The organism is Paraburkholderia sp. BL21I4N1 (assembly GCF_002973525.1).
Classification (GTDB): Bacteria; Pseudomonadota; Gammaproteobacteria; order Burkholderiales; family Burkholderiaceae; genus Paraburkholderia.
Map to the genome: position 1 here is coordinate 192,303 of NZ_PVEN01000001.1, position 22,847 is coordinate 215,149.

Here is a 22,847-nt window from a genome sequence, read left to right on the forward strand (position 1 = left end):
CACGACGCGCGACACTCCTCTCCCGGACGCTCGAACTTTGACTACGCAAAACGGAATCCATCAAGAAGGCGGCACACACAACGCGGAACGGCCGGTTGCTTTCGTGACCGGCGGCTCGCGCGGCATCGGCGCGGCAGTCGTGCGCGAACTGGCGCGCCGCAACCATCGCGTCTGTTTTACCTACCTGAGCAATGCGGACGCCGCAGCCGAACTGGCGCGCGAGTTCGACGCAACGCAGGTTATCGGGGTCAACGCGGATGCCCGCGACAGCGACGCCGTGAGCGCGGCCGTAAGCCGGTGTCTCACGCATTTCGGCGAGCTCGACGTGCTGGTCAATAACGCGGGAGTAAAGAGAGACCGCGGTGTGACCGCGTTGAGCGCCGAAGACTGGCGTTACGTGCTGGGCGCGAACCTCGACAGCTCGTTCTATAGCTGCAAATCCGTGATCCCGCATTTCCTCGAACAGCGGCGCGGCGCGATCGTCAATATCGCCTCCGTCGCGGGGATGATCGGCGTGCCGGGACAAACGAATTACTGCGCGAGCAAGGCCGGCCTGATCGGCTTGACCCGCGCGCTGGCGGCCGAGTGCGCGTCGCGCGGCGTTCGCGTCAATGCGGTGGCGCCCGGCTACATCGTCACGGACATGACGCAGTCGCTCGGCGAGCGCCGACTCGATGCCGCCGCCGACACCATTCCGATGCGCCGTCTGGGCACGCCGGAAGAGGTCGCCCGAACCGTCGCGTTTCTGGCTTCCGACGACGCGTCGTACATCACGGGCCAGGTCCTGGTCGTGGACGGCGGCTTGATCTCGTAGTTTCGCAGCGACGCGGCGCCCAGTGTCCAGGGTCGCGATCGGTTATTCCAATCAGAAGGATATCTTCGTGAACAAGAAACTCTGTCTCGGGGCATTCATGCGCCCAATCAGCCTGCACACCGCATGGTGGCGGCATCCGAACGCGGCACCGCAGGCGAATTTCGATTTTCCGATCATCAGGGATCTGGTCCGCAAACTCGAAGACGCGTGCTTCGACGCCGTGTTTCTCGCGGACCATCTCGCGGTGATGAACATGCCGACGAATGCATTGAAGCGCAGCGGCACGATCACGTCGTTCGAACCGTTGACGCTGTTGTCCGCGCTGTCCGCGTGCACGACGAACATCGGGTTGATCGCGACCGGTACGACGAGCTACGAAGAGCCCTATCTGACCGCGCGCCGGTTTGCGTCGCTAGATCATTTGAGCAACGGCCGCGCGGGGTGGAACATCGTGACGACCGTCAATACCGAAGCGGCCTACAACTTCGGGCTGGAGTCGGCACGGCTGCATGCGGAGCGCTACGAACGCGCGGCCGAATTCTTCAAGGTGGTGACGGGCCTATGGGACGGCTGGTCCGACGACGCACTGCTGATGGACAAGGAAAGCGGCGTGTTCTTCGATCCCGCAAAGGTCAAGCCGCTGAATCACAAGGGCAAGTACTTCTCGGTCAAGGGGCCGTTGAACATTGCGCGGCCGGTGCAAGGCTGGCCGGTCATTGCGCTGGCGGGCGCGTCGGATGCCGCGCGGCAGATGGCGGCCGAGTCGGCGGATCTCGTGTTCGGCAATGCGAAGACGATCGATACCGCGCGCGCGTTCTACAAGGACGTGAAATCGCGCGCGATCGCGGCGGGACGCAATCCCGATCATCTGAAGATCTTGCCGGCCAATCAGGTGTACGTCGCCGAAACGCGCGAAGAGGCGTTTCGCAAGAAGCAGGCAATGGACGATCTCGTGCACGTGGACAGCAATCTGCCGAATCTGTCGCTCAAGCTGGGCGTGGACGTCAGCGAGTTCGACCTCGACAAGCCGTTGCCGGATCTGCCGGAGACCGAACAGAGCAAAGGTCACCAGAGAGAGTGGATCGCGCTGGCGCGACGCGAAGGCCTGACCGTTCGCGAGCTTGCGAAACGCGCGGCCGGCTCGGGTATCGGCGAAATGATCGGCACGCCGTCCGAGGTCGCGGACGAGATGGAGGAGTGGCTGAAGACCGAAGCGTGCGACGGTTTCATGATGGTGTTCCACTCCGCACCGGACGGCTACGACGATTTCACGCGCATGGTCGTGCCGGAACTGCAAAGGCGCGGACTGTTCCGCACCCGCTACGAGGGCGGCACGCTGCGGGACACGATCGGTTTGCCGCGCCCCGACAGTCGCGTCGAATGACGGTTTGCTCCGGAAGCCACCAGCCAACATGAGACATCCCAAACTCTATTATTGCCCCGGCCACATGTCGTTCGCGTCGCATGTGATTTTGACCGAGATCGGCAAGCCGTTCGAAGCGATCACCGTGTCGATCAAGGAGGGCGCGACGCAGTCGCCCGAATTCAAGCGCATCAATCCGAAAGGGAAGATTCCGGTACTGGATACGGGCTCGGAAATTCTCACGGAATCGGCGGCGATTCTCTACTACCTCGCGCTCACGAACCCCGAGTGCAAGCTGGTGCCGGATTCCGCAATGGGCGTGTCGCGCGCGATCGAATGGACCAACTGGCTGAGCACGATTCTGGCCGGTCCCGTCGGTCAGCATGTGCGTCCCGAGCGCTTCACGAACGAGGAGCACGGGCAGCCCGGCGTGAAGGAAAAGGGCACGCAAAACCTGCTGATCGCCTACGCGGAAATCAACGAGCGGCTCGCCGACCGGCAATGGGCATTGGACGACGGCTACTCGATCGTCGATCCGACCTTGCTGATCTTCTTCAAGTGGGGCAATCAGCTGAAGCTCGACATGAGCCAGTTCGGCCACTGGTGCGAGCACACCCGACGAATGGAGCAACGCCCTGCGGTTCAGGCGGCGCTTGCGGCTGAGAACATCTCGATCTGGTAACGGCGTCGTCGAAAGCGCGCTTTTGATCAATTGCGGGGTGACGTTGAGTCACCCGTCATAAGGATAATCATGTCGGTCAATCTGGAAGCGGACAGCGAAGCCGTGGTCCCCGGCGAGGCGCCGGTAGCAGCGGGAGCACGGCGGGTCATCGACAGTCCGCATCTGCATAAACTGCAGCGGCGGCATTTCCTGCTGTTCGGTGTGGGACCTGCTGTCGGTACGCTGTGTGCGTTGTTGCTGTTGTGGGTTCATCCTATCGGCGCACCGGAAATCGTGGCGTTCTTCGCGATGTGGATCGTCACCGGTTTGTGCGTGTCGGCGGGCTTTCATCGGCTGTTCGCACACAAGTCGTACGAGACGGGTCCGCTCGTGCGCAGTCTGATTGCGATTTGCGGGTCGATGGCGGGGCAGGGCAGTGTGCTCGCGTGGATCGCGATTCATCGGCGGCATCACGAGTGTTCGGACCGCGAAGGCGATCTGCATTCGCCGAATCTCGCGGGCCCCGGTTTGCGCGGCAAGTTGAAGGGTTTGCTGCACGCGCATTTGACGTGGATGATCGCGCATCCGTTTCCCAATGTGAGCCAGTACGCGCCCGACCTGATGCGCGACGAGCGCATGGTGTTCGTGAATCGCCACTACCGGAAGTGGGTCGTGGTCGGCCTCGCGATTCCGGCTGTGGCTTGCGCGCTGGTCGAGCAATCGTGGTGGGGTCTCCTCACGGGCTTCCTGTGGGGAGGCATGGTCCGTATGTTCGTGCTGGCGCACGGCATGTGGTCGCTGAATTCGTTCTGCCATCTGCTCGGCAAGCGCCGTTTCGAGACTGCCGAGGGCAGCCGCAATCTCGCGGTGCTCGCGCCGTTTATTTTCGGCGAGTCCTACCATCACAACCACCACGCGTTTCCGCGTTCGGCTTCGTTCGGTCTCGCGTGGTATCGGATCGATCCGGGCTTCTGGTTCATCCGCTTGCTCGGCGGGCTGCGTCTGGCACGCAACATTCAAGTGCCGTCGGCCGAACAGATCGCGCAGCGCGCCGCGCGTTGATGTCGTTGAGGTGCCCGAGCCGGCGCTCGCGCTCCCGAATGGAGCGGGCGCCGGCGTCAACGCTTCGACAGCGTTGACGAGCGTGAGGATTTAAGCGGTGAGCGCGGCGACGACCGCGTCGCCCATTTCATTCGTGCCGACCTTGCGCGTGCCGGCCTCCCAGATGTCGGCAGTGCGCAGACCTTGCGCCAGAACGCGCTCCACCGCCGCTTCGACGCGAGCGGCCTCGTCCGGCAGATTCAGCGAATAGCGCAGCATCATCGCCGCGGAGAGAATCGTCGCGAGCGGATTCGCGATATCCTGGCCGGCAATGTCCGGTGCGGAGCCGTGCGACGGCTCGTACAAACCCTTGTTGTTCGCATCCAGCGACGCCGACGGCAACATGCCGATCGAGCCCGTCAGCATGGCCGCTTCGTCGCTGAGAATGTCGCCGAACAGATTACCGGTGACGATCACATCGAACGATTTCGGTGCCTTCACCAACTGCATGGCCGCGTTGTCGACGTACATGTGCGACAGCTCGACATCCGGGTAGTCCGCACTCGTCTTGATCACGATGTCGCGCCAGAACTGCGAGGTTTCGAGCACGTTGGATTTGTCCACGTTGCACAGGCGCTTGCCGCGTTTGCGTGCCGCCTGAAACGCGACGTGCGCGACGCGCGCGATTTCCGGCTCGCTGTAGCGCATCGTGTCGAACCCCTCGCGGCTGCCTTCGAACGGACCGTTGGGCGCCATGCGTACGCCGCGCGGCTGGCCGAAATAGACGTCGCCGGTCAGATCGCGGATCAGCAGAATGTCGAGCCCCGACACGACTTCCGGCTTCAACGACGACGCGCCCGCGAGTTCCGGGTACAACTTCGCGGGACGCAGATTGGCGAACAGCGCCAGATGTTTGCGCAGGCCGAGGATCGCCTGTTCGGGACGCAGGGGTCTTTCGAGCGTGTCGTATTGCCAGTCGCCCACGGCGCCCAGCAGGATGGCATCGGCCGAGCGGGCCAGCGCGAGTGTCGGTTCGGGCAACGGATGACCGTGCGCGGCGTAACCCGCGCCGCCCACGGGGGCTTCTTCCAGCGTGAACGGGCGGTCCAGTGCCTGGAGTACCTTGACGGCCTGCCTGACGATTTCAGGACCGATGCCGTCGCCGGGCAAAACGGCGATTTTGATGCTCATGTAATGTGCCTTGTCGAATTGAAAGAGAGGTGGCCCACGGTCGCGGAGGATGTGGGGGGCTTGCGCAGGCGGGTGTCGCCACGCACTGAAACGTGCTGTCGGGATGGTGCTGCGCGTGCCTGGTTGGCGCCGACAAATATACGAGAACGCCTGCTCAGTCGTAGTGACGACTGAGCATGGCAAGCCTCTCGATTCGAGAGCGAAAGGCCGCGCCGGGAACGCTATTGCCGTGGGTGGCGTTGTCGAAGGGCGATGCCGGCTCAGTCCGGCCGTTCGCGTTGAATCAGAAAGTTGGCGAGCGTGGCCGCCGTCGCGCTCAACTGTTCCTGGCCATAGGAAATCAGGAACAACTGGCGCGACGCCCACGGTTCGATGAGCGGGCGCAACACGACGTCGAGCGTATCGACGTAAAGCTCGCCAACATGCTGAGGCACGATGGTGACGCCGAGGCCGACGTGCACCATGCGGCACTGCGCGTCGAGACTATGCACGCGGATTCGGGTGTTCAGCGTACCGCCGAGCGCGGCGCTCTCGCGTTCCAGCAATTGCATCAACGCGCTTTCGCGCTGCAGCCCGACGAAGTTTTCCGCGAGCAATTCGGAGAGGTGCAGATGACTCGCCTCGGCGAGGCGATGATGCTTCGGCAGCATGACGAACAGCCGGTCGGTGCGGTACGGCAAACTTTCGAACTGTTCGATGCCGCTGACCGCGTTGCAGATGCCGAAGTCGGCCGCGCGTTCGGCCATTGCGCGAACGGCGTCCGCGCTGCTGTGTTCTTCCAGTTCAATGTTGACGTCGGGAAACAGACGCCCGAATGCCGCGATGTCCTCCGGCAGAAACTGAACGATCGACGACAGATTGGCGACCACGCGCACCTTGCCCTTGGCGCCTGAATAAAACTGCGACAACTCGGCGCTCAGCACTTCGATATTGCTGGCGATCGCGAGTGCGCTGCGGCGCACGGCGTCACCGGCCGGCGTCACGCTGATCCCGCGCGCGTGTCGCTGGATCAGCGGCAAGCCGACCAGCGCTTCGATTTCGGCGACCCGACGGCTAACGGCGGACGGGGTGATGAATTCGCGCTCGGCGGCGCGCGCGATATTTTTTTCCTGGCAGACAGCGACGAACAAGCGTAGGGAAATCAAGTCGAGCTTTCTGATCAAATTTTCCATAGTAACTTTCGCAGAGCGTTCAAAAGACTCATTCGACTGTCGAAGCCCCTCCGCGCGTGGGGCGTGAGGCATGAGGCGGCAATGCGAACCGGACGGATGGCCGGCGAAGGAAAGTCGTGACCAGACGATTGTCGATACGACGAATGGCGACCTGAGGCGCTCGTGACGCGGGTTGCCGTGCGCGCGGCGAATCGGCGGATTCGGGTTAATCCGCCATTGACGCTACGCGCATAATTATCAACAACATTAAGTCCGCACCGGATGTGTGCATATTCATTCGATGAACGGACCAGGGTTTATTCCAACGGATATATCCACGCCTGCCCGATGCGAGCGGCGCTGTGCTGCATTTCCGAACTGATTTGGACCACGGGCCGCACCGGTCTCCTTCGATGCGAATTTAAATTACAAATCAATTACTATTTTCTTAATTATTGCTTGCCGATGACTCGCGAAGAGGCTGAAACCGACCTGCCTGATTGCGGCTGCCGGGGAGGCAGGCGCTCGCGTCTTCATGCATCGTCGCCCGGCATGTCAATTCCAGATTTAAAGATATCGGTTTGTCTGATTTAATAATCTGTTAATGCGCGAGGGCGGCGGACTGAGCTAATGATGTATTGGCGAGAAATATAATGTTATTTATGACTTAATTCGGCATAGTCTAAGTCATCTATTTTGAAAAGACAACGGACGGCGGGGTTTATGCGATTTGGGTTTTTTATGAATCGCGCATGGGGCGGAATTGGCAATGCGGGGTATCAAGCGCGTCGCGAAGCGGCTTGCGGGCGACCGATGCCGCGTGCCGGACGACGTCTCGCCCAGCCCCGCACCGGTTCAGGAAAAAATAGGCGCATCAATCACTTGCCGCGATTGCCGGCGGGTTATCCACAGCCTTCTGAACAATTTCTGTGGACAACCGCAGGCAGAAGGCCCGACGACCGGTACTACTGCACCGACGGACTGGTCAACGTATCCATTCGTACATGCCGGTCTTGCTTGTCCCGCATCAGGCTTCAGTGCCTCGCAAATCTCTAATATGCTGATAGACGGTGGCGCGTCCCATCCCCAACACATTTGCGACGTAGTTGGCCGCGCTTTTTCCCTTGAACGCGCCTTCCGCCCACAGCGCTTCGACGATCTCGCGACGATGCTCGCGAGTCAGCGAATTCAGCGCTAGCTGTCGTTCCTGAAGCCACTTATGAAGGAACGTGTTGATGCGCTCCTGCCAATCGTCCCTGAACAGTTCTTCCGGCTGCTTCACCACGCCGGCGCCGGAGATCACACGATCGATCACATGTTTGACGTCTTCGAACACGGCGATGTTGTAATTCACGCACATCACGCCGACAGCACTACCGGCATCGTCGAACAATACCGTGCTGACGCATCGCATCCGTCGCCCATCCCAATTGATTTTTTCATACGGACCTACCGTACCAGACTCCGCGGAATGATCTATCTCTTCCAACGCGGAGTCGTCGCCTAGTTCGCGCTTCGACAGATTATTGGCGATATAGGCGACCGTTTGACTTTGGAGGTCGTGAATGACGATTTCGACGTACGGAAAAAACAGCAGCGCGATGCCATCGGCGACACGGCTGTAACGATCCAGAAGTAGCCGACGTGAGGCCGTTGTCTTGGGCTTTCGCATAAGGATGGGGGCTTGCAGTTTTCTGAAAGTTCACTCAGGTGGGTGGACGGTAATGCAGGTCCGAAAATGTCCCTCATTCTGCCATGAGCGAGCGGTACTTCAGCTCGATCGCCCACGGGCCAGTGGGCGAAGCGGCGGACCGGGCCGCCTCGGATCAATCATTCAGCAGTTTGCCGTCGATGCGTTCGGGAAGCACGGCGTGGACGGCGATGATCGTCCCCGGCGGGTGTGGTTCTACTGACGCTCAGAAATCGAGTAGCAGACTACCGGCATGTCTGTCCCGCACGGAACGCTTGCCTGCCAGAAGTGCCGCTCTTTCGCCGGGCCTCACGAGCTTTTTGAGTTGCCGCACGATCATCAGCCCATTGACGGTGCTGAGGATAGGCACACGCTGGTTGAATCCGTTGCCATCGAGTAGCACTACCTCCGCAATCACCTCACCGACACTGACCTGATCGCCCGGTGCCTTCCGGTAGACGATCACGCCGGCGCACGGACACGAAACGTGAGAAGCCCCGTCGAGTGGAAAAACTTCGACCGATTGATTCGTCATCTTGAGCGTTGCCGGGGATTCGGCAGTCAGAACGCCTTCGCTTTCGAGGAAGCGCAACAGATTCGACGCATCCGCAGCGGCCAGTTCGTCGGTGACATCGGTCTGTCCGCGCAACTCGATGGTGGCGCTAAAGCCGCTGTCGCGCTCGGAGAGAAGACCGGCTGCCTGCACCGTGCCCCATGCGCTGGAGTGCACCTGATCGAATGCACCGCCGCCGGCCTCGCGCGGTTCCAGCATCGCAACCGGCGAGCCCATCAAGCCGGCGAGCCGCGTAGCTCGCTCGGCCTGAAGCTCCGACGCATAGACATGCGCGATGCAGTCGGTATCGCAATGCAGGTCGAGCACAATGTCATGTGCAATCGCGAGCTTCGCGAGTTCGTGCTTCAAGGCCTGCGACGGGCTTGTCGCCGCAGCTTGGCCCAGCATACCGGCGAACAGGATTCGCCATTGCTCTGGCAACATCGCGCGATCAGGTGCTTCGGCAAGATACGCCGCGACCTGCTGATCGAGCAGCGGAAAATTGCGGTTGAAGTTTTCGCCGTTCTCGAAATCGAAGCGGCCCGCGACCGCGCCAAACAGCCGTTGCGACATACCCATCGGATTGGCGTAGGGCACCACCGTTACGAGACCGTCGATTGCGCCCGCAGCATCGAGTTGCCGAAGCTTCTCGAGCAGGTGCTGAAGCACGAGCAAGCCGGGATGTTCGTCCGCGTGGAGCCCGGCATGCAGATAGGCGCTGCGTGCGTTGCTTCTGTTGCCGAACTGGTGGGCGAGAAGAGTCAGCTGGACTCCCGGAGCAGGCGCCGGAAGCCGGATATCCAGGCGTCGATAGGTCATGGGTGTATCTCCTGCTTTTCGGGGTAAGTCTGACTCAAGGAGTGCCGGGCGCGGTTTCCAATTCAACGCGACTAGGCGCCCGGCATCGCCTGGATGCGTGCTCGCGTAGTCAGATATTTGAATAGCTCATAGGCAATGGCCACGTCTTCAAGTCCCAGCCCGATAGAGCGGAAAAACGCATGCCGTCGATAGGATGGCTTGATCGCCTCGCCGCACATGAGTTCGGCGAGATCGCCCACCACGGCTTCGGGACGCCAGCCATGGTGTTCTGACGCCAGCCTCATCTCGCCTGCGCTGGCGGGAGTCGTACGGCGATAGTCGCAATAAACGTCCATGTCGGGAACCCATGCGGGAGGAATTTCATGAGCGTTTGCCACGTTGGTGCTGATGGACGTGATGAGAGCTGGTTTGCTCAGCATGTTTTCGCGCAGCACGGGCGTGCCCGACGAAGTACACAACGCGACGACATCGGCATCGGCGAGACAGTCTTCGATGCGTGTGCAAACGGAGACCCGTTCGTCGAGCGCCATGAGCTGCGCACGCCTGGGCGCGTCGTCCCAAAGCTCCGGAGAAAACACCCGGATGGACTGCCACGGCCGGGTTGACGCCAGATGACGCAAGTGAGCCAATCCCACCGCACCCACGCCGACAATCGCGAGCCGGCTCGCATCGTCAGCGGCGAGCTGCTCCACGGCGAGCGCCGTCGCGCCCGCCGTGCGTTCAATCGTCAGCGGACCCGAGTCACACCACATCAGCGGTTGTCCCGTTTCCATCGACATCAACGCTGTCCACGCGGTAATGATCGGCTTCGCCTGCGTGACGATGTACGGCGACAGCTTCGCGCCGAACACCTTCGCATCTGCCATCACTCCCAGATACGTGATGAAGTCGCCTGCGCCCTGCGGAAAAAGAGTCGCCGTCTGCGGCGGTTGCACGGCCATGTGGCTTCCCAGCGCGCGAAACATCTGCCCCAGCACGCTGCGCACGTCGAGATGAGGTAGCGCTTCGCGAACGGCGTACTGATTGACGATCAGGGGCAACGTATTTTCAGACGGGCTCATTGAACAGCGCTCCACAACGTGTGCCGGGGTTCGGCGATGTGGAGATTGTAAGCATAAATGTCCAGTCTGGACATTTATTGTGCAAATTGCTTGCTTTTATATTTGTCCAGAATAGACTATCAATCCAGATAGGCAGTGAGGTTGGGGTGTCAGCTACCTCATGCGATCTCTCGGAGCGGTCGATCAACCGTCGTGCATGCCCTCAATTGTCGTAGCCCAAACACACAGGAACCTCTTATGTTTCGGAAGCTTCAACTTTCACTTTTCGTCACTGCTGCGTTGACGGGCTCGCTCGGGACCGTCGGCGCGCAGGCCCAGGACACCTTGCGCTTTGGGATCGAGGCAGCCTACCCGCCGTTCGAAAGCAAGTCACCGAGCGGGCAATTGCAGGGCTTCGATATCGACGTCGGCAATGCGGTCTGCACGAAGCTGGGCGTGAAGTGCGTGTGGGTTGAAAATGCGTTCGATGGCCTGATCCCCGCGTTGGAAGCCCGCAAATTCGACGTGATCAATTCCGCGATGAATATTACGGACAAGCGTAAACAATCGATCGATTTCACGAAACCAATCTATGTCGTGCCGATTGTGATGGTGGCTCGCCGGGGCTCGGGCCTGTTGCCTGACGTGAAGAGTCTGCAGGGCAAGCGGGTGGGGGTGTTGCAGGCGTCGTCGCAGGAAGATTTCCTCAACCGTCACTGGGCGACGGCAGGTGTCACGATCGTCTCGTACCCGGACCAGGATCAGGTCTACGCCGACCTGATTGCTGGGCGCCTCGACGCCGCTGTTCAGGAAGCGCAAACTGCCCAGGACGGTTTCCTGAGCAAGCCCAACGGCCACGAGTATGCGATCGTCGGCAAACCGCTTAGCGATCCGGCAACGCTGGGCGAGGGCACCGGCTGGGGCTTGCGCAAGGGCGACAAGGCGCTGGTCGCGAAAGTCGATGCCGCGCTCGACGCGCTGAAGAAAAACGGCACGCTGAGCAGCCTTTCACGGAAATATTTCGACCGCGACATCATCGCGAAGTGAAGGCTCCACGAGCCCGTGCGAGAGGTCTGGCGCCGGCTTGCTGCGCAAACCGCGATGGCGCGGCGTCCAGTCCTGACAGACAGAGCGAAGTGAGTTTATGGATTTCGATGTGATCGTGCTGGGCGCCGGGATCATCGGCGTGTCGTCCGCGCTGCAGTTGCAGGACCGTGGCCGCCGGGTGGCGCTGGTGGACCGGCGCGCTCCGGGCGAAGAGACCAGCTTCGGCAACGCCGGGCTGATCGAAAGCTCTTCGGTCATCCCCTACGGTTTTCCGCGCGATGTCGGCACGTTGCTGCGCTATGCAAAGAATCGTTCAACTGACCTGGTCTGGGACTATCGGGCGCTGCCGCACTTTGCGAACTGGCTGGCGCGCTTCTGGTGGGAGTCGTCCGCCGAGCGATTAATGGCCGCCGCGCGCGACATGTTGCCGTTGATCCAGCAGAGCGTTGCGGAACACGATCGCCTCATCGAGCGTGCGCAACTCGGCCATCTCGCTCGCGACAGCGGCTGGATCGACGCCTATCGCACTCCAGCGGAATTTTCGCGCCAGGCGGCCGCTGCCGCGATCACTGCGAAGACCCATGGCTTGCGGGTTGCGGTGCTGGATTCGGCAGCGCTGGCTGCGAGCGAACCGGGACTCCCGAACGGCTTTTGTGGCGCGCTGCACTGGCAGGACCCGAAGAGCATCGTCAATCCCGGGGCACTGACCAAAGGTTATGCCGGTCTTTTCGAAGCAGGCGGCGGCACGGTGTTGACGGGCGACGCCACGACTCTGAAGGCGCAAGCGGCGGCGTGGACAGTTCAGACGTCGTCGGGACGATTTAGCGCAAAAGAAGTCGTGGTAGCGCTCGGTCCCTGGTCTGACCGCATCTTCGCGCCGCTCGGCTACCGCATTCCTTTGCGTGCCAAGCGCGGTTATCACATGCACTACCGCCCCACCCGACCGATGCTGTCGATGCCGTTCGTCGACGCCGAGCAGGGTTACGTGGTGGCGCCAATGGAAGGACGCTTGCGGCTGACCACCGGAGTCGAGATCGCCCGGCGCGATGCCGCGCCGACGCGCATCCAGCTCGAACGCGCGGAGCGCACTGCGCGGCCGAGCTTCGGTCTGGGCGAGCGGCTCGACGCGAATCCGTGGCTCGGCCTGCGTCCCTGTACACCCGACATGCGGCCCGTCATTGGGCGAGCGCCGCGCCATGCCGGATTGTGGTTTGCATTCGGTCATAACCACCATGGCTTGACGTTGGGGCCCGTGACCGGGCGACTGCTGGCGGAAATGATGACCGGGACAGAAACCTTTGTAGATGCGCGTCCGTTCCGCCCTGAACGGTTCTGTAGTTAGACACGGCTCTGGCCAGCGCCGCGAGAAGCGGCTTGGCGAGAAGCGCGAGTTGTTATTGACTGGTTCTCAGTCTGGAACAGTGACCTAATTGAATATCGGAGGAGTGTGAGATGAAGATCAGGGACTTCGGCGTTGAGCGGTGGATGGATCAGTACGAGACGAAGTGCACGTACAACCTTGCGGAAACCTGTGTGGAATCGCTGACCGTCGACCAGTGCTGACGCTCGCCGGCAAGCAGGACAGTATTCTCGACGAGCTACGGGCACTCAAACTCACCTATGGCGCCATCGAAGGATCGGCGCGTTTGCGTGAAGCGATTTCGGCGATGTACGACCATCAGTCGCCGCAGAACCTGATCGTGACGCACGGCGCGATTGGCGGAAATGCTTTGGTGTACGAGACGCTGGTCGAACCGGGTGACACGGTAATCTCGGTTCTGCCCACCTATCAGCAGCATTACTCGATTCCCGAAAGCTACGGCGCCGATGTGCGCATTCTGAAGCTGCGGGAAGAAAATGACTTTCTTCCCGATCTGGCGGAACTACGCAGCCTCGTGAACGACAGAACCCGGCTCATCGCGATCAACAATCCGAATAATCCCACCGGTTCGTTGATGGACGAGGCATTCCTGACCGAGGTCAGCGAGATCGCGCGCTCCTGCGGCGCGTACGTATTGTGCGATGAAGTCTATCGCGGCACGGATCAGCACGGCGATGGCTATACCGTATCGATTGCCGACGTCTACGAGCGTGGTATCAGCACGGGCAGTATGTCGAAGACGTACTCGCTCGCGGGGCTTCGTCTCGGCTGGATTGCCGGCCCTAAAGATCTGATCCGTGCGGTCTCGATCCATCGGGACTACAACACGATCAGCGTCGGGATGATTGACGATCACTTTGCGTCGATCGCGCTGGAAAACCGCGCGGCGATTCTTTCCCGCAACCACGACATCGTGCGAACCAACCTGGCGATGGTGGACGCGTGGATTGCTAGAGAACCTGCGATTTCATATATCAAACCTAAGTCGGGAACAACCGCGCTGTTGAAGTATGACCTGCGGATGTCCTCACTCGAGTTCTGTACCGCGCTGATCGAACAGACCGGTGTGATGCTCACACCAGGCAGCGCACTCGACATGGAAGGTTATGTTCGCCTTGGATACGCCAACAACCGGCGGGTGCTCGAAGCGGGGCTCGGCAAACTGTCGGAATTTCTTGCGAGGCAAAATTGATCCTTCTCGGACGATCGTATTATCGAATCCGCAAGGGCTCCGTGTAGTCCACTCACGCAGGCCGTCAGGGGGCGTTGAATGGCCTGCGATCCACTTGTCTGTAAGTCGAGAAGCCGCGCAAATGGCGGAATTCCGATGCTCGTCCCTTTATGCGTTTTTTCCTGATTGGGGCTGTGACAAACGTTGAGACCGCCGGTATTTCGAACGGCTGTTTTGCATTCAGCAGCCGTCAACCAAGGTAGGACTGACGACCGTCCGCCATGGGTCGTTAGCGCCTATTCGGTTTGTCTAAACCGCCTGTCAGACAAAGTCAGATGGTGGAGTCTGCAACGACCAAAGTAGCATCGCAGTCGTCCGCTGGTCTTCCCCGTTTAGTGGCGGGACATAAGACGATGTGGGCCTGACTTCAGGATTTACATTCGTCATCCAGACGCGAAGTCCGCTCTCAACGATCTGCCGCTCAGCCCCGCCTGCTACAGCGTGACCGACTTTATTCTCTTGGATCAGGGTTGATCCGCACTGCTTGAGCAATATCGTGTCACATCGCTTCTCGGGACGTTGACTCAAAAATTCTTCATTGACATTATCTGATTGTGCAGATAATGTTCTGTCAGTCACTGCGATTCCGCAGTAGCCATTGAGGGATTGACACCATGGCCCACTATTCGAAAGACAGCTTTTCGCCTGACCAGAGCGTCGGTTTTGCGATCAACAAGGCGCGCAACATTCTGATCGCCGAAATGGACGCGGCGTTGAAAGACCTCGAGATCAACAGCCAGCAAATGGGTGTTCTGCTGGCCATGCACCGCGGCATGGCCACCACGCCGTTCGAGTTGGCCAAACTGCTGGCCATCGACACGGGCCTGATGACGCGCATGCTCGACAAGCTCGAAAGCAAAGGGCTGCTGGCGCGCTCGCGCAGCGTCGAGGATCGTCGCGTGGTCAATCTGAGCCTGACGGACGAAGGCGAGGAAGTGGCGAACCGCATTCCCGAGGTCGCGCCGGTCGTGCTCAACAATCGTCTGAAGCACTTTACGAAAGCTGAGTTCAAGGAATTTCAGCGCCTGCTGTTCAAGTTCGTGGCGGACTGAACCTGATTTTTTTTGCCCAATTATCTGACAGGTCAGAAAATGAACATGCAATTAAAGAGGAAGAAAGCGATGTCGGTGGCGAAGCTCGGCCTGACTGCAATCTTTGCAGCCGTGCTGTCGGCGTGTGCTAACTACGCCGGCATTCACAGCGACAAGCAAATGGCCCAGCCGCAAAGTTTCGCGACGCAGCAAAGCTTGCCGGCCGAAGCCGGGCACTGGCCCGCTGCCGACTGGGCCGACCAGTTCGGTGACGCGCAATTGAAGGCGTTGCTCGCCGAAGCGCTGAAGGGCAGCCCGACGCTCGAACAGGCGCGCGCCCGGATCGCCGCCGCCTCGGCTTACACCGAGACGGCGAAGGCGAATACGCTGCCGCAAGTCGGCGCGAGCTATTCGTACACCCGTCAGCAGTATTCATCGACAGCCCTGGTTCCGCCGCCGTACGCCGGTTCATGGCAGTCGGAGAATCAGGGTTTGCTGAGCGCTTCGTACGACCTCGACCTGTGGGGCAAGAACCGCGAAGCGTTGAAGGCGTCGATGTCGCAACTGCAAGCGAGCGAGGCCGACGGCGAAGTCGTCAAGCTGACGCTCGATGCGTCGATCGCCCGTTCGTACAACCAGTTGGCCCGTCTTTACGTGCTGCGCGACATCGCGGCGGATGAAATCGGCCAGCGCGAGCAGATCGACCGCATCACCGCCGGCCGCATCGCGACCGGTCTCGATACCGAGGTCGAACGCAAGACCGCGCTGGCGAATCTGGCGACGAGTCGCGCGGCGTTGTCCTCGATCGACGGCAGCATCGTCACGACGCGCTATCAACTGGGGGCGTTGCTCGGCGCGGGACCTGATCGCGGTCTTGCGATCGCACGTCCTACGCTCGGTATCGGCGATGAAGTGCAACTGCCGGACGACCTGCCGGCCGATCTCGTGAGCCGTCGCCCGGATCTGACAGCCGCGCGCTGGCGCGTCGATGCGATCACGCACGAAGTCAAAGTCGCGAAGGCCGAGTTTTATCCCGACATCAACCTGAGCGCCGCGACTGGCCTCGACGCGTTCGGCTTCGGTCGTCTGCTGACGGCGGCGAGCCGCACGGAGTCGGCCGGTGCCGCGATTCATCTACCGATCTTCGACGGCGGTGCGCTGCGTGCGCAGTTGAAGGGCCGCTATGCCGACTTCGACTACGCCGTCGCCACCTACAACCAGACATTGGTTACGGCACTCTCCGACGTTGCCACGCAACTCGCGCAGGTGCGCTCGACCGATGCGCAACTCGTCGACGCTCAAGCCGCGCAAGACGCCGCGCGCAGCGCCGACCGGCTTGCGATCACGCAATACAAGGCCGGTCTCACGAATCAGCTGACGGTGCTCAGCGCGGACGTGAACGCGCTGGCGGCCGATCAGGCCGTCGCCAACCTGAAGATGAACCGCCGCGATCAGCAGATCGCGCTCGCCGTGGCGCTAGGTGGCGGCTACACCGATACGAGCGAAAACAACCGGAACGGCGCGACATCCGTCGCACAAACCAACCCCGTCGCGACTCACTAAAGCGCACAGGAGAATCATCATGAGTGAAATCACCACCGAACGGACGACGGCCGAAGCACCCCAAACCGGCCAGCGGGACGACACGCAAAACCCCGGCAAACGCAAGTTGCTGCTCACGCTGCTCGGCGCGGCAATCGTGCTCTCGGCGGCGGCCTACGGCGCGTACTGGTACACGTCGGCGCGCTTCTATCAATCCACCGACGACGCCTACGTCAGCGGCAACCTCGTGCAACTGACGCCGCAAGTAAGCGGTACGGTCATCGCGGTCAACGCCGACGACACTCAGGTCGTGAAGCAGGGCGACCCGGTCGTGATACTCGACAACGCCGACGCCAAGGTCGCGCTCTCGAACGCCGAAGCCACACTGGGGCAGACGGTGCGCCAGGTAAGCGGGCTCTATGTGAATAACGATTTCTACGCGGCGACGGTAGCTCAGCGCGAGGCCGATCTGTCACGCGCCAACGACGACCTCAAGCGCCGTCAGGCCGTCGCGGACACCGGCGCGGTGTCGGGTGAGGACATCGCCCATGCCCGTGAAACGGTGAACGCCGCGCAAGCTGCGCTCGACGCCGCCCGCCAGCAGGCTGAAGCCAACCACGCGCTCACCGATCGCACCACGATCGAACAACATCCGAATGTGCAGGCCGCGGCCTCGAAGGTCCGCGACGCTTACCTGAGCTACGCGCGCAATACGTTGCCGGCTCCTGTTACCGGTTACGTCGCGCGCCGTTCGGTGCAGGTCGGCCAGCGCGTCGGGCCCGGCACGCCGCTGATGGCGATCGTGCCGCTGAACGGCGTCTGGGTCGACGCCAACTTCAAGGAAGTGCAACTGAAGCACATGCGTATCGGTCAACCGGTCGAACTGACCGCGGACGCCTATGGCTCGAAGGTCAAATACCACGGCCGGGTGGTGGGCTTCTCGGCCGGCACGGGCGCGGCATTCGCCGTCCTGCCCGCGCAGAACGCGACCGGTAACTGGATCAAGGTCGTGCAACGTCTGCCGGCACGCATCCAGTTGGACCAGAACGAACTGAACGCGCACCCGCTGCGAATCGGCCTTTCCATGGACGTGGAGGTCGACACGCACGACGAAACCGGCACGCAACTCGCCGCCGCCGTCAACACGTCGTATCGCACGGATGTGTTCGCCCAGTACGGCGCGCAGGCCGACGCGGAAATCGCCAGCATCATCGCGCAGAACATGCCGGCTAACCGCACGGTTGCGGCAACAACCGCCGCGCGCGACAAGACGAAACACAGCGCGGGTTGAGTTCGTCGCCTCTATTTTTTTATCCAGATATCTGACAAGTCAGACGATGAGTCAACACTCCAACACTCAGCAGCCTGTCAAGGTGATCCAATGAATGCTTCGACGAATTCCGCGCCGCTGCCGCCGCTCACCGGCGGCAAGCTGGTCCTCGCTACTATCGCCGTGGCGCTGGCCACTTTCATGAACGTGCTGGACTCGTCGATCGCGAACGTGGCGGTGCCCACGATCGCGGGCAACATGGGCGTTTCGGTGGATGAGGGCACGTGGGTCATTACCTTGTTTGCCGCGGCGAACGCGATTGCGATTCCGCTGACCGGCTGGCTCACGCAGCGGGTCGGCCAGATCAGACTGTTCGTGTGGGCGATTCTGCTGTTCGTGCTGTCGTCATGGCTGTGCGGCATCGCGCCGAATCTGCCGACGCTGCTCGCCGCCCGGATCGTGCAGGGCGCGGTGGCCGGTCCGCTGATTCCGCTGTCGCAAGCCATTCTGCTTGGCTCGTATCCGAGGGAACGAAGCTCGACCGCGTTGGCGTTGTGGGCGATGACGGCGACGGTCGGCCCGATTGCCGGTCCGGCGCTGGGTGGCTGGATTACCGACAGCTATTCCTGGTCGTGGATTTTCTATATCAACATTCCGGTCGGCATTTTCGCGGCGGGGGTGACGTGGTTTATCTATCGCACCCGTGAAACGCCGACGAAGCGTCTGCCCATCGACAAGGTCGGTCTGCTGTCGCTCATCTGTTGGGTCGGTTCGTTGCAGATCATGCTGGACAAAGGCAAGGACCTTGACTGGTTCAGTTCGCCGGTAATCATCGCGCTAACGGTGTTCGCGGTGATCAGCTTCGTGTTCTTCCTTATCTGGGAGTTCACCGAAAAGAATCCGATTATCGACATCCGTCTGTTCGCGGGGCGCAATTTCCTTGGCGGTACCGTGGCGATTTCCATTGCCTATGCGGTGTTTTTCTCGAACCTCGTGATCTTGCCGCAGTGGATGCAAGGCTTCCTCAACTATCGCTCGGTCGATGCGGGTCTTGCGACCGCGCCGCTCGGCATTTTTGCCGTGCTTCTCGCCCCCGTGATGGCGAAGATCATGCCGAAGTCCGACGCCCGCGTGCTGGCCACGCTCGCGTTCGTCGGTTTCGCGGCGGTGTTCTTCATGCGCTCGCACTACACCACGGGCGTCGATACGTGGACGCTCGTTTTGCCCACGTTATTGCAGGGCATTCCAACCGCGCTGTTCTTCGTGCCGCTCACCGCGATCATTCTGTCGGGTCTCGCACCGAACAAGATACCGGCCGCGGCGGGTCTGTCGAACTTCGTGCGGGTGTTTGCCGGGGCGGTGGGGACGTCACTCGTGAGCACGGGCTGGAACAACCGGACGATCCTGCATCATTCGCAACTCGCCGAGCAGACCAGCGTGAACAATCCGGTGTTCACGCAGGGGCTCGATGCCTTGCATGCCGCGCTGGGGGGAAGCTCGGCTCAGGCAATGGCGTACTTCGAGCAGTCCTTGAACGCGCAGGCCGCGATGCTCGGATTGAACGACATCTTCTGGCTCTCCGGCGTGATCTTCATTGTGATCGTGCCGCTGATCTGGCTAACGAAACCGTCGAAGGACGCTTCAGCGGCGGCCGCCGGCGCGGGTGGGCATTGATTGCGAGCGGCGCCTACAGATGCAATCTGATCTGTACCGCGAAGGCGTGAATCACTGCTTCGTTGCGCGTCAGAAATACCCACTGACCGACGCGGGTTGCCACCAGCAACTCCGCGTCGACCAATGCCGCGACGTGTGCCGATACGTTCGATTGTGACAGTCCGCTGCGCGCCCGGATGGCATTGACGGGCACACCGTGACCCAGGTCGATGCCGGCTCGCGAGAAGTGTTGCTCCGGCGTCTTCAACCAACGCAACACGTCGCGTCGGAACGGATTGGCAAGCGCCTTGTGAATCAGATTTTCGTCGACGGTGGACATGGGCGGGTACCTCAATGGAAGCCGAGCGCTTCAACGTTGGAAGAGGCAACCGTGCCCGCTTCCATCGAAGCCAAGTCTAATCAGCGGGCGTGGGAGAGGAAACCAGTGAATCCGACCCTCTCAGGCCAATCAGCACGAGATTCAGGCCAACGGCGCCGTGATGGGCCGACTCTTGCCTGAATGAAAAAGACTCTTGCCGGCTGCTGCGTGCCCGTTTTCAGGCGATTGGGGTAAGCTCGGCTGTCGCTCGAAAATAGTGGCCAGACGGGCCGCCCCGGTCGTTCGGGAGCGCTCGATCGGCCACGTTGCTATCGGAAACGGGCTAATCCACTCCACGAAGGTCACGGCATGAAAGTCGCCATTGTTATATTCGACGGTGCGCAGGCTCTCGACGTTGCGGGCCCTCTGGACGTGTTCGCGGAAGCGAACACGATGCTGTCCAAGGAACAGCGGTATGAGGTGTCCCTGGTGGGGGCGCGCGCCGGCACGCTGACCTGCTCGAACGGCATGCAGGTTGCCGTGCCGTTCGGCTATGCGGACACCGACGCGCAATGGGATCTGCTGCTGGTCGCGGGCGGCCCACAATTGCCCGACGCCCAACCTTCCGCCGGGTTTCTGACGTGGCTGCAACATCAGGCGCGCAACGCGGCACGCTTCGGTTCGGTGTGCAACGGCGCATTCGTGCTGGCCCACGCGGGATTGCTCGACGGCAAGGCGGTGACAACGCATTGGGCGGACGCGGGACGGTTGGCTCACGAATTTCCGCAAGCCCGTGTGCAGCCCGACAAGATCTTCGTTCGCGACGGGCGCTTATTTACCTCGGCGGGCGTGACGGCCGGCATCGACCTGTGTCTGTCGCTGGTCGCCGAAGACTGGGGGCACGATCTCGCGGTGCATGTCGCCAAACGTCTGGTGGTCTATATCCAGCGCGAGGGTGGTCAGTCGCAATACAGCCCGTATGTCGGCGCCGGCAGGGACGAAGATCCGATTATCGGCAAGGTCTATCGCTACGTGACCGAACATCTAACCGACGCATTGTCGATCGAACAACTCGCGGGCGCGGTGGCCGTAAGCCGGCGGACCTTTTCGCGGGTGTTCGCGAAGTATGCCAAGGTCACGCCGTCCGCATTCGTCGAGCAGGTGCGCGTGGACAGCGCGAGAAAGTTGCTCGAAAACTCCGACGCGCCGCTAAAGACCGTGGCGTTCAAATGCGGTTTCCGCAGTGCCGCGCATATGCGCACCACCTTTGCCCGCCGCCTGGACGTCACGCCCAAACAATATCGGCAGCGATTTCGCGGCGATGCAGGCACGCAGGCACGAACCCCTAGCGGAACCAGCGTGCACGTCGCGTTTCATGGATTTTCCGCGCCGTGAGCGACGCGCCCCTTCTCCAGGCTCTTCCCGACCTGCTCGAACCGGGGCTGTCGCTGGTATTTTGCGGCATCAACCCGGGCATGCGTGCGGCGTCGACCGGCCATCATTTCGAGGGCAGAAGCAACCGGTTCTGGCGCGTGCTGCATCTGGCAGGCTTCACGCCTGAACAGATTCGTCCCGAAGACGACCATACGCTGCTTCGCTATGGATGCGGTCTCACCACCGTCGTGCCGAGGGCGACCGCGCGGGCCGCCGAGTTGTCGCGCTCGGAGATCGAAAGGGCGGGTGAGGCTTTTCAGCGGAAGATCGAACAATACGCGCCACGCTACGTCGCCTTTCTTGGGAAGATGGCGTTCTCGGCCCTCTCGGGCGCGCCGAATCCTGAATGGGGACGGCAGGCCACGCCATTCGGTGGCGCGCACGCATGGGTCCTGCCCAATCCCAGCGGACTGAACCGAGGATTCAGCCTGGATGCGCTGGTCGCCGCTTATCGCGAAGCGCGGCTTGCGGTAGCGTCCACGCCCTGAAGATGCGCGTTGTTGCGCAAAGTCTCGGTCGCGAATTCCACGAATGCGCGGATCTTGCCGCTGGTGCTTCGCCGCTCCACATGAAGCAGACTGACCGGCGTCGACTCGGGTTCGAACGCGGTGAGGATTGGCTGGAGTTTGCCATTCTCCACTTCAGGCGCCGCCTGGTACGACAGCAACTGGATAATCCCCACGCCGTCCACGGCCGAGAGAATGGCGGCGGGCCCCAGATCCACGATCATCCGCGGCTGAAGCCGGACGGGCAGCCGGGTGCCGTTTTCGTTGAAGACCCACTCGAGCGGCGCGGAAACGCCGGTGAAAGAGACGCAGTGGTGCTGGACGAGATCCTTCGGGTGAAGCGGTTCGCCATGCTCGCCCAGATAGGCGGGCGCGGCATACGTCCGGCGCCGCACGAAACCCAGCGGCAAAGCGAATGTCGACGAGTCGCCGAGATGCCCGATGCGGATCGCGATATCCACCCCTTCTTCCAGAAGCCGCGTGGTTCGATCGTTGTACACCGCGTTGACGGCGACGTCCGGATAGCGCAGCAGAAACGCGTTGATCAGCGGCGCGACATACCGCTGACCGAACAGGACCGGCGCGGAAATGGTCAGCGTGCCCACGGGGTTGGCTGAGTCGGCTGCCACGGTGGCTTCGGCATCCGTGATGACGTCCAGCACTTTTCTACAGGCTTCGAGGTAGGTCAAGCCGGCGTCTGTCGGACGAACCGAACGCGTGGTTCGCGCCAGCAGCGGCGTGCCGAGCCGCGACTCCAGCGAATTGACCGCCCGCGAGACCGCCGGCGCCGACAGGCCGAGTTTGTCGCACGCGCCGGTAAAGCTCCCCTGGTCGACGATCGCGACGAATATTTCCATCTCACGCAGTTTGTCCATTTCGCTTCTCCATCTTCTTCAACGTATTCGTACGCGCTGATTTTATGCGCTGCGATCGGTGTCCATGAATCTCGCGCCCCCACGCCGACTTTACCCGTTCGAAAAAGACTCTTTCAGCCGGTGAAGGTGATCGATACCGCGATAAATCGGTTGGCAAAAATCCTTCGCTCATTGGCCCAATACCGACCCGTTCGGGTGCCTGCAAAGTCGATCGATCCAACACAATTAACCCAGT

20 protein-coding genes are annotated in these 22,847 nt (G+C 61.3%); 13 read left to right on the plus strand and 7 right to left on the minus strand.

Annotated elements, in window-relative coordinates:
• The first annotated feature begins 37 nt into the window (after window positions 1-37).
• The 4 genes from fabG (at window position 38) to B0G83_RS00900 (ending at window position 3,900) form a co-directional block, all read left to right on the plus strand.
• Complete coding sequence (gene fabG, locus B0G83_RS00885) at window positions 38-814, plus strand: 3-oxoacyl-ACP reductase FabG (protein WP_219848993.1); 777 nt, start codon at window positions 38-40, stop codon at window positions 812-814.
• Between the two features lie 67 nt (window positions 815-881).
• Window positions 882-2,198 carry an LLM class flavin-dependent oxidoreductase gene (locus B0G83_RS00890; RefSeq protein ID WP_105506514.1) on the plus strand — a complete coding sequence of 439 codons (1,317 nt, stop codon included), beginning with the start codon at window positions 882-884 and terminating at the stop codon, window positions 2,196-2,198.
• Between the two features lie 28 nt (window positions 2,199-2,226).
• Window positions 2,227-2,859: a glutathione S-transferase family protein gene (locus tag B0G83_RS00895; RefSeq protein ID WP_105505561.1), complete on the plus strand. Its 633-nt coding sequence runs from the start codon at window positions 2,227-2,229 to the stop codon at window positions 2,857-2,859.
• A gap of 69 nt (window positions 2,860-2,928) precedes the next feature.
• Window positions 2,929-3,900 carry a fatty acid desaturase gene (locus B0G83_RS00900; protein ID WP_105505562.1) on the plus strand — a complete coding sequence of 324 codons (972 nt, stop codon included), beginning with the start codon at window positions 2,929-2,931 and terminating at the stop codon, window positions 3,898-3,900.
• A 90-nt stretch (window positions 3,901-3,990) separates the two neighbouring features.
• On the opposite strand, the gene leuB is transcribed toward B0G83_RS00900, so the two are convergent.
• The 5 genes from leuB to B0G83_RS00925 all read right to left on the minus strand — a co-directional run bounded on the left by leuB (window position 3,991) and on the right by B0G83_RS00925 (window position 10,344).
• The gene (gene leuB / locus B0G83_RS00905; protein ID WP_105506515.1) at window positions 3,991-5,064 is read right to left on the minus strand and encodes a 3-isopropylmalate dehydrogenase; all 1,074 of its coding nucleotides are present in this window, start codon (window positions 5,062-5,064) and stop codon (window positions 3,991-3,993) included.
• A 266-nt stretch (window positions 5,065-5,330) separates the two neighbouring features.
• Window positions 5,331-6,242: a LysR family transcriptional regulator gene (locus B0G83_RS00910; protein ID WP_105505563.1), complete on the minus strand. Its 912-nt coding sequence runs from the start codon at window positions 6,240-6,242 to the stop codon at window positions 5,331-5,333.
• A gap of 1,006 nt (window positions 6,243-7,248) precedes the next feature.
• Window positions 7,249-7,893, minus strand: coding sequence for a transcriptional regulator (locus B0G83_RS00915; RefSeq protein WP_105505564.1), 645 nt, complete (start codon window positions 7,891-7,893; stop codon window positions 7,249-7,251).
• Window positions 7,894-8,137: 244 nt separating this feature from the next.
• Window positions 8,138-9,349 carry a succinylglutamate desuccinylase/aspartoacylase family protein gene (locus B0G83_RS00920; protein WP_146120138.1) on the minus strand — a complete coding sequence of 404 codons (1,212 nt, stop codon included), beginning with the start codon at window positions 9,347-9,349 and terminating at the stop codon, window positions 8,138-8,140.
• A 5-nt stretch (window positions 9,350-9,354) separates the two neighbouring features.
• Window positions 9,355-10,344, minus strand: coding sequence for an ornithine cyclodeaminase family protein (locus tag B0G83_RS00925; RefSeq protein ID WP_105505566.1), 990 nt, complete (start codon window positions 10,342-10,344; stop codon window positions 9,355-9,357).
• Between the two features lie 237 nt (window positions 10,345-10,581).
• Between B0G83_RS00925 and B0G83_RS00930 the strand changes: the two genes are divergently transcribed.
• From B0G83_RS00930 to B0G83_RS00960, 7 genes are all read left to right on the plus strand, one after another.
• Entirely contained in the window at window positions 10,582-11,370 is a 789-nt protein-coding gene (locus B0G83_RS00930) for an ABC transporter substrate-binding protein (RefSeq protein WP_105505567.1), read from the plus strand.
• 97 nt (window positions 11,371-11,467) lie between these two features.
• Window positions 11,468-12,712 (plus strand): FAD-binding oxidoreductase, encoded by a 1,245-nt coding sequence (locus B0G83_RS00935; protein WP_105505568.1) that lies wholly within the window; start codon window positions 11,468-11,470, stop codon window positions 12,710-12,712.
• Window positions 12,713-12,926: 214 nt separating this feature from the next.
• A complete protein-coding gene (locus B0G83_RS00940) occupies window positions 12,927-13,943 on the plus strand; it encodes an aminotransferase (RefSeq protein ID WP_258167634.1) in 1,017 nt (338 codons plus the stop codon).
• Between the two features lie 653 nt (window positions 13,944-14,596).
• Entirely contained in the window at window positions 14,597-15,034 is a 438-nt protein-coding gene (locus B0G83_RS00945) for a MarR family winged helix-turn-helix transcriptional regulator (RefSeq protein ID WP_105505569.1), read from the plus strand.
• Window positions 15,035-15,073: 39 nt separating this feature from the next.
• Entirely contained in the window at window positions 15,074-16,576 is a 1,503-nt protein-coding gene (locus B0G83_RS00950) for an efflux transporter outer membrane subunit (RefSeq protein WP_105505570.1), read from the plus strand.
• Between the two features lie 19 nt (window positions 16,577-16,595).
• Window positions 16,596-17,846, plus strand: coding sequence for an HlyD family efflux transporter periplasmic adaptor subunit (locus tag B0G83_RS00955; protein WP_105505571.1), 1,251 nt, complete (start codon window positions 16,596-16,598; stop codon window positions 17,844-17,846).
• A 90-nt stretch (window positions 17,847-17,936) separates the two neighbouring features.
• Window positions 17,937-19,499: a DHA2 family efflux MFS transporter permease subunit gene (locus B0G83_RS00960; protein WP_105505572.1), complete on the plus strand. Its 1,563-nt coding sequence runs from the start codon at window positions 17,937-17,939 to the stop codon at window positions 19,497-19,499.
• A 13-nt stretch (window positions 19,500-19,512) separates the two neighbouring features.
• On the opposite strand, the gene B0G83_RS00965 is transcribed toward B0G83_RS00960, so the two are convergent.
• The gene (locus B0G83_RS00965; RefSeq protein WP_105505573.1) at window positions 19,513-19,818 is read right to left on the minus strand and encodes a helix-turn-helix transcriptional regulator; all 306 of its coding nucleotides are present in this window, start codon (window positions 19,816-19,818) and stop codon (window positions 19,513-19,515) included.
• A gap of 348 nt (window positions 19,819-20,166) precedes the next feature.
• On the opposite strand from B0G83_RS00965, the gene B0G83_RS00970 reads away from it, so the two are divergent.
• Together B0G83_RS00970 and mug are read left to right on the plus strand one after the other, a co-directional pair.
• Complete coding sequence (locus tag B0G83_RS00970) at window positions 20,167-21,192, plus strand: GlxA family transcriptional regulator (RefSeq protein ID WP_105505574.1); 1,026 nt, start codon at window positions 20,167-20,169, stop codon at window positions 21,190-21,192.
• Window positions 21,189-21,719 carry a G/U mismatch-specific DNA glycosylase gene (gene mug / locus B0G83_RS00975; protein ID WP_105505575.1) on the plus strand — a complete coding sequence of 177 codons (531 nt, stop codon included), beginning with the start codon at window positions 21,189-21,191 and terminating at the stop codon, window positions 21,717-21,719. Before B0G83_RS00970 ends, mug begins: the two co-directional genes overlap by 4 nt.
• Here mug and B0G83_RS00980 read toward each other — a convergent pair.
• Window positions 21,680-22,612: a LysR family transcriptional regulator gene (locus tag B0G83_RS00980; protein WP_105505576.1), complete on the minus strand. Its 933-nt coding sequence runs from the start codon at window positions 22,610-22,612 to the stop codon at window positions 21,680-21,682. The genes mug and B0G83_RS00980 overlap by 40 nt on opposite strands.
• Window positions 22,613-22,847: the final 235 nt, after the last annotated feature.

Excerpts from the sequence above, each read along its gene's own strand:
- B0G83_RS00900 (WP_105505562.1), top strand. The coding sequence starts at position 2,929 with ATGTCGGTCAATCTGGAAGCGGACAGCGAAGCCGTGGTCCCCGGCGAG.
- B0G83_RS00935 (WP_105505568.1), top strand. The coding sequence starts at position 11,468 with ATGGATTTCGATGTGATCGTGCTGGGCGCCGGGATCATCGGCGTGTCG.
- B0G83_RS00965 (WP_105505573.1), bottom strand. The coding sequence starts at position 19,818 with ATGTCCACCGTCGACGAAAATCTGATTCACAAGGCGCTTGCCAATCCG.
- B0G83_RS00930 (WP_105505567.1), top strand. The coding sequence starts at position 10,582 with ATGTTTCGGAAGCTTCAACTTTCACTTTTCGTCACTGCTGCGTTGACG.
- B0G83_RS00910 (WP_105505563.1), bottom strand. The coding sequence starts at position 6,242 with ATGGAAAATTTGATCAGAAAGCTCGACTTGATTTCCCTACGCTTGTTC.
- B0G83_RS00895 (WP_105505561.1), top strand. The coding sequence starts at position 2,227 with ATGAGACATCCCAAACTCTATTATTGCCCCGGCCACATGTCGTTCGCG.
- B0G83_RS00925 (WP_105505566.1), bottom strand. The coding sequence starts at position 10,344 with ATGAGCCCGTCTGAAAATACGTTGCCCCTGATCGTCAATCAGTACGCC.
- B0G83_RS00945 (WP_105505569.1), top strand. The coding sequence starts at position 14,597 with ATGGCCCACTATTCGAAAGACAGCTTTTCGCCTGACCAGAGCGTCGGT.
- B0G83_RS00960 (WP_105505572.1), top strand. The coding sequence starts at position 17,937 with ATGAATGCTTCGACGAATTCCGCGCCGCTGCCGCCGCTCACCGGCGGC.
- B0G83_RS00980 (WP_105505576.1), bottom strand. The coding sequence starts at position 22,612 with ATGGACAAACTGCGTGAGATGGAAATATTCGTCGCGATCGTCGACCAG.
- B0G83_RS00950 (WP_105505570.1), top strand. The coding sequence starts at position 15,074 with ATGAACATGCAATTAAAGAGGAAGAAAGCGATGTCGGTGGCGAAGCTC.
- B0G83_RS00915 (WP_105505564.1), bottom strand. The coding sequence starts at position 7,893 with ATGCGAAAGCCCAAGACAACGGCCTCACGTCGGCTACTTCTGGATCGT.
- B0G83_RS00955 (WP_105505571.1), top strand. The coding sequence starts at position 16,596 with ATGAGTGAAATCACCACCGAACGGACGACGGCCGAAGCACCCCAAACC.
- B0G83_RS00970 (WP_105505574.1), top strand. The coding sequence starts at position 20,167 with ATGAAAGTCGCCATTGTTATATTCGACGGTGCGCAGGCTCTCGACGTT.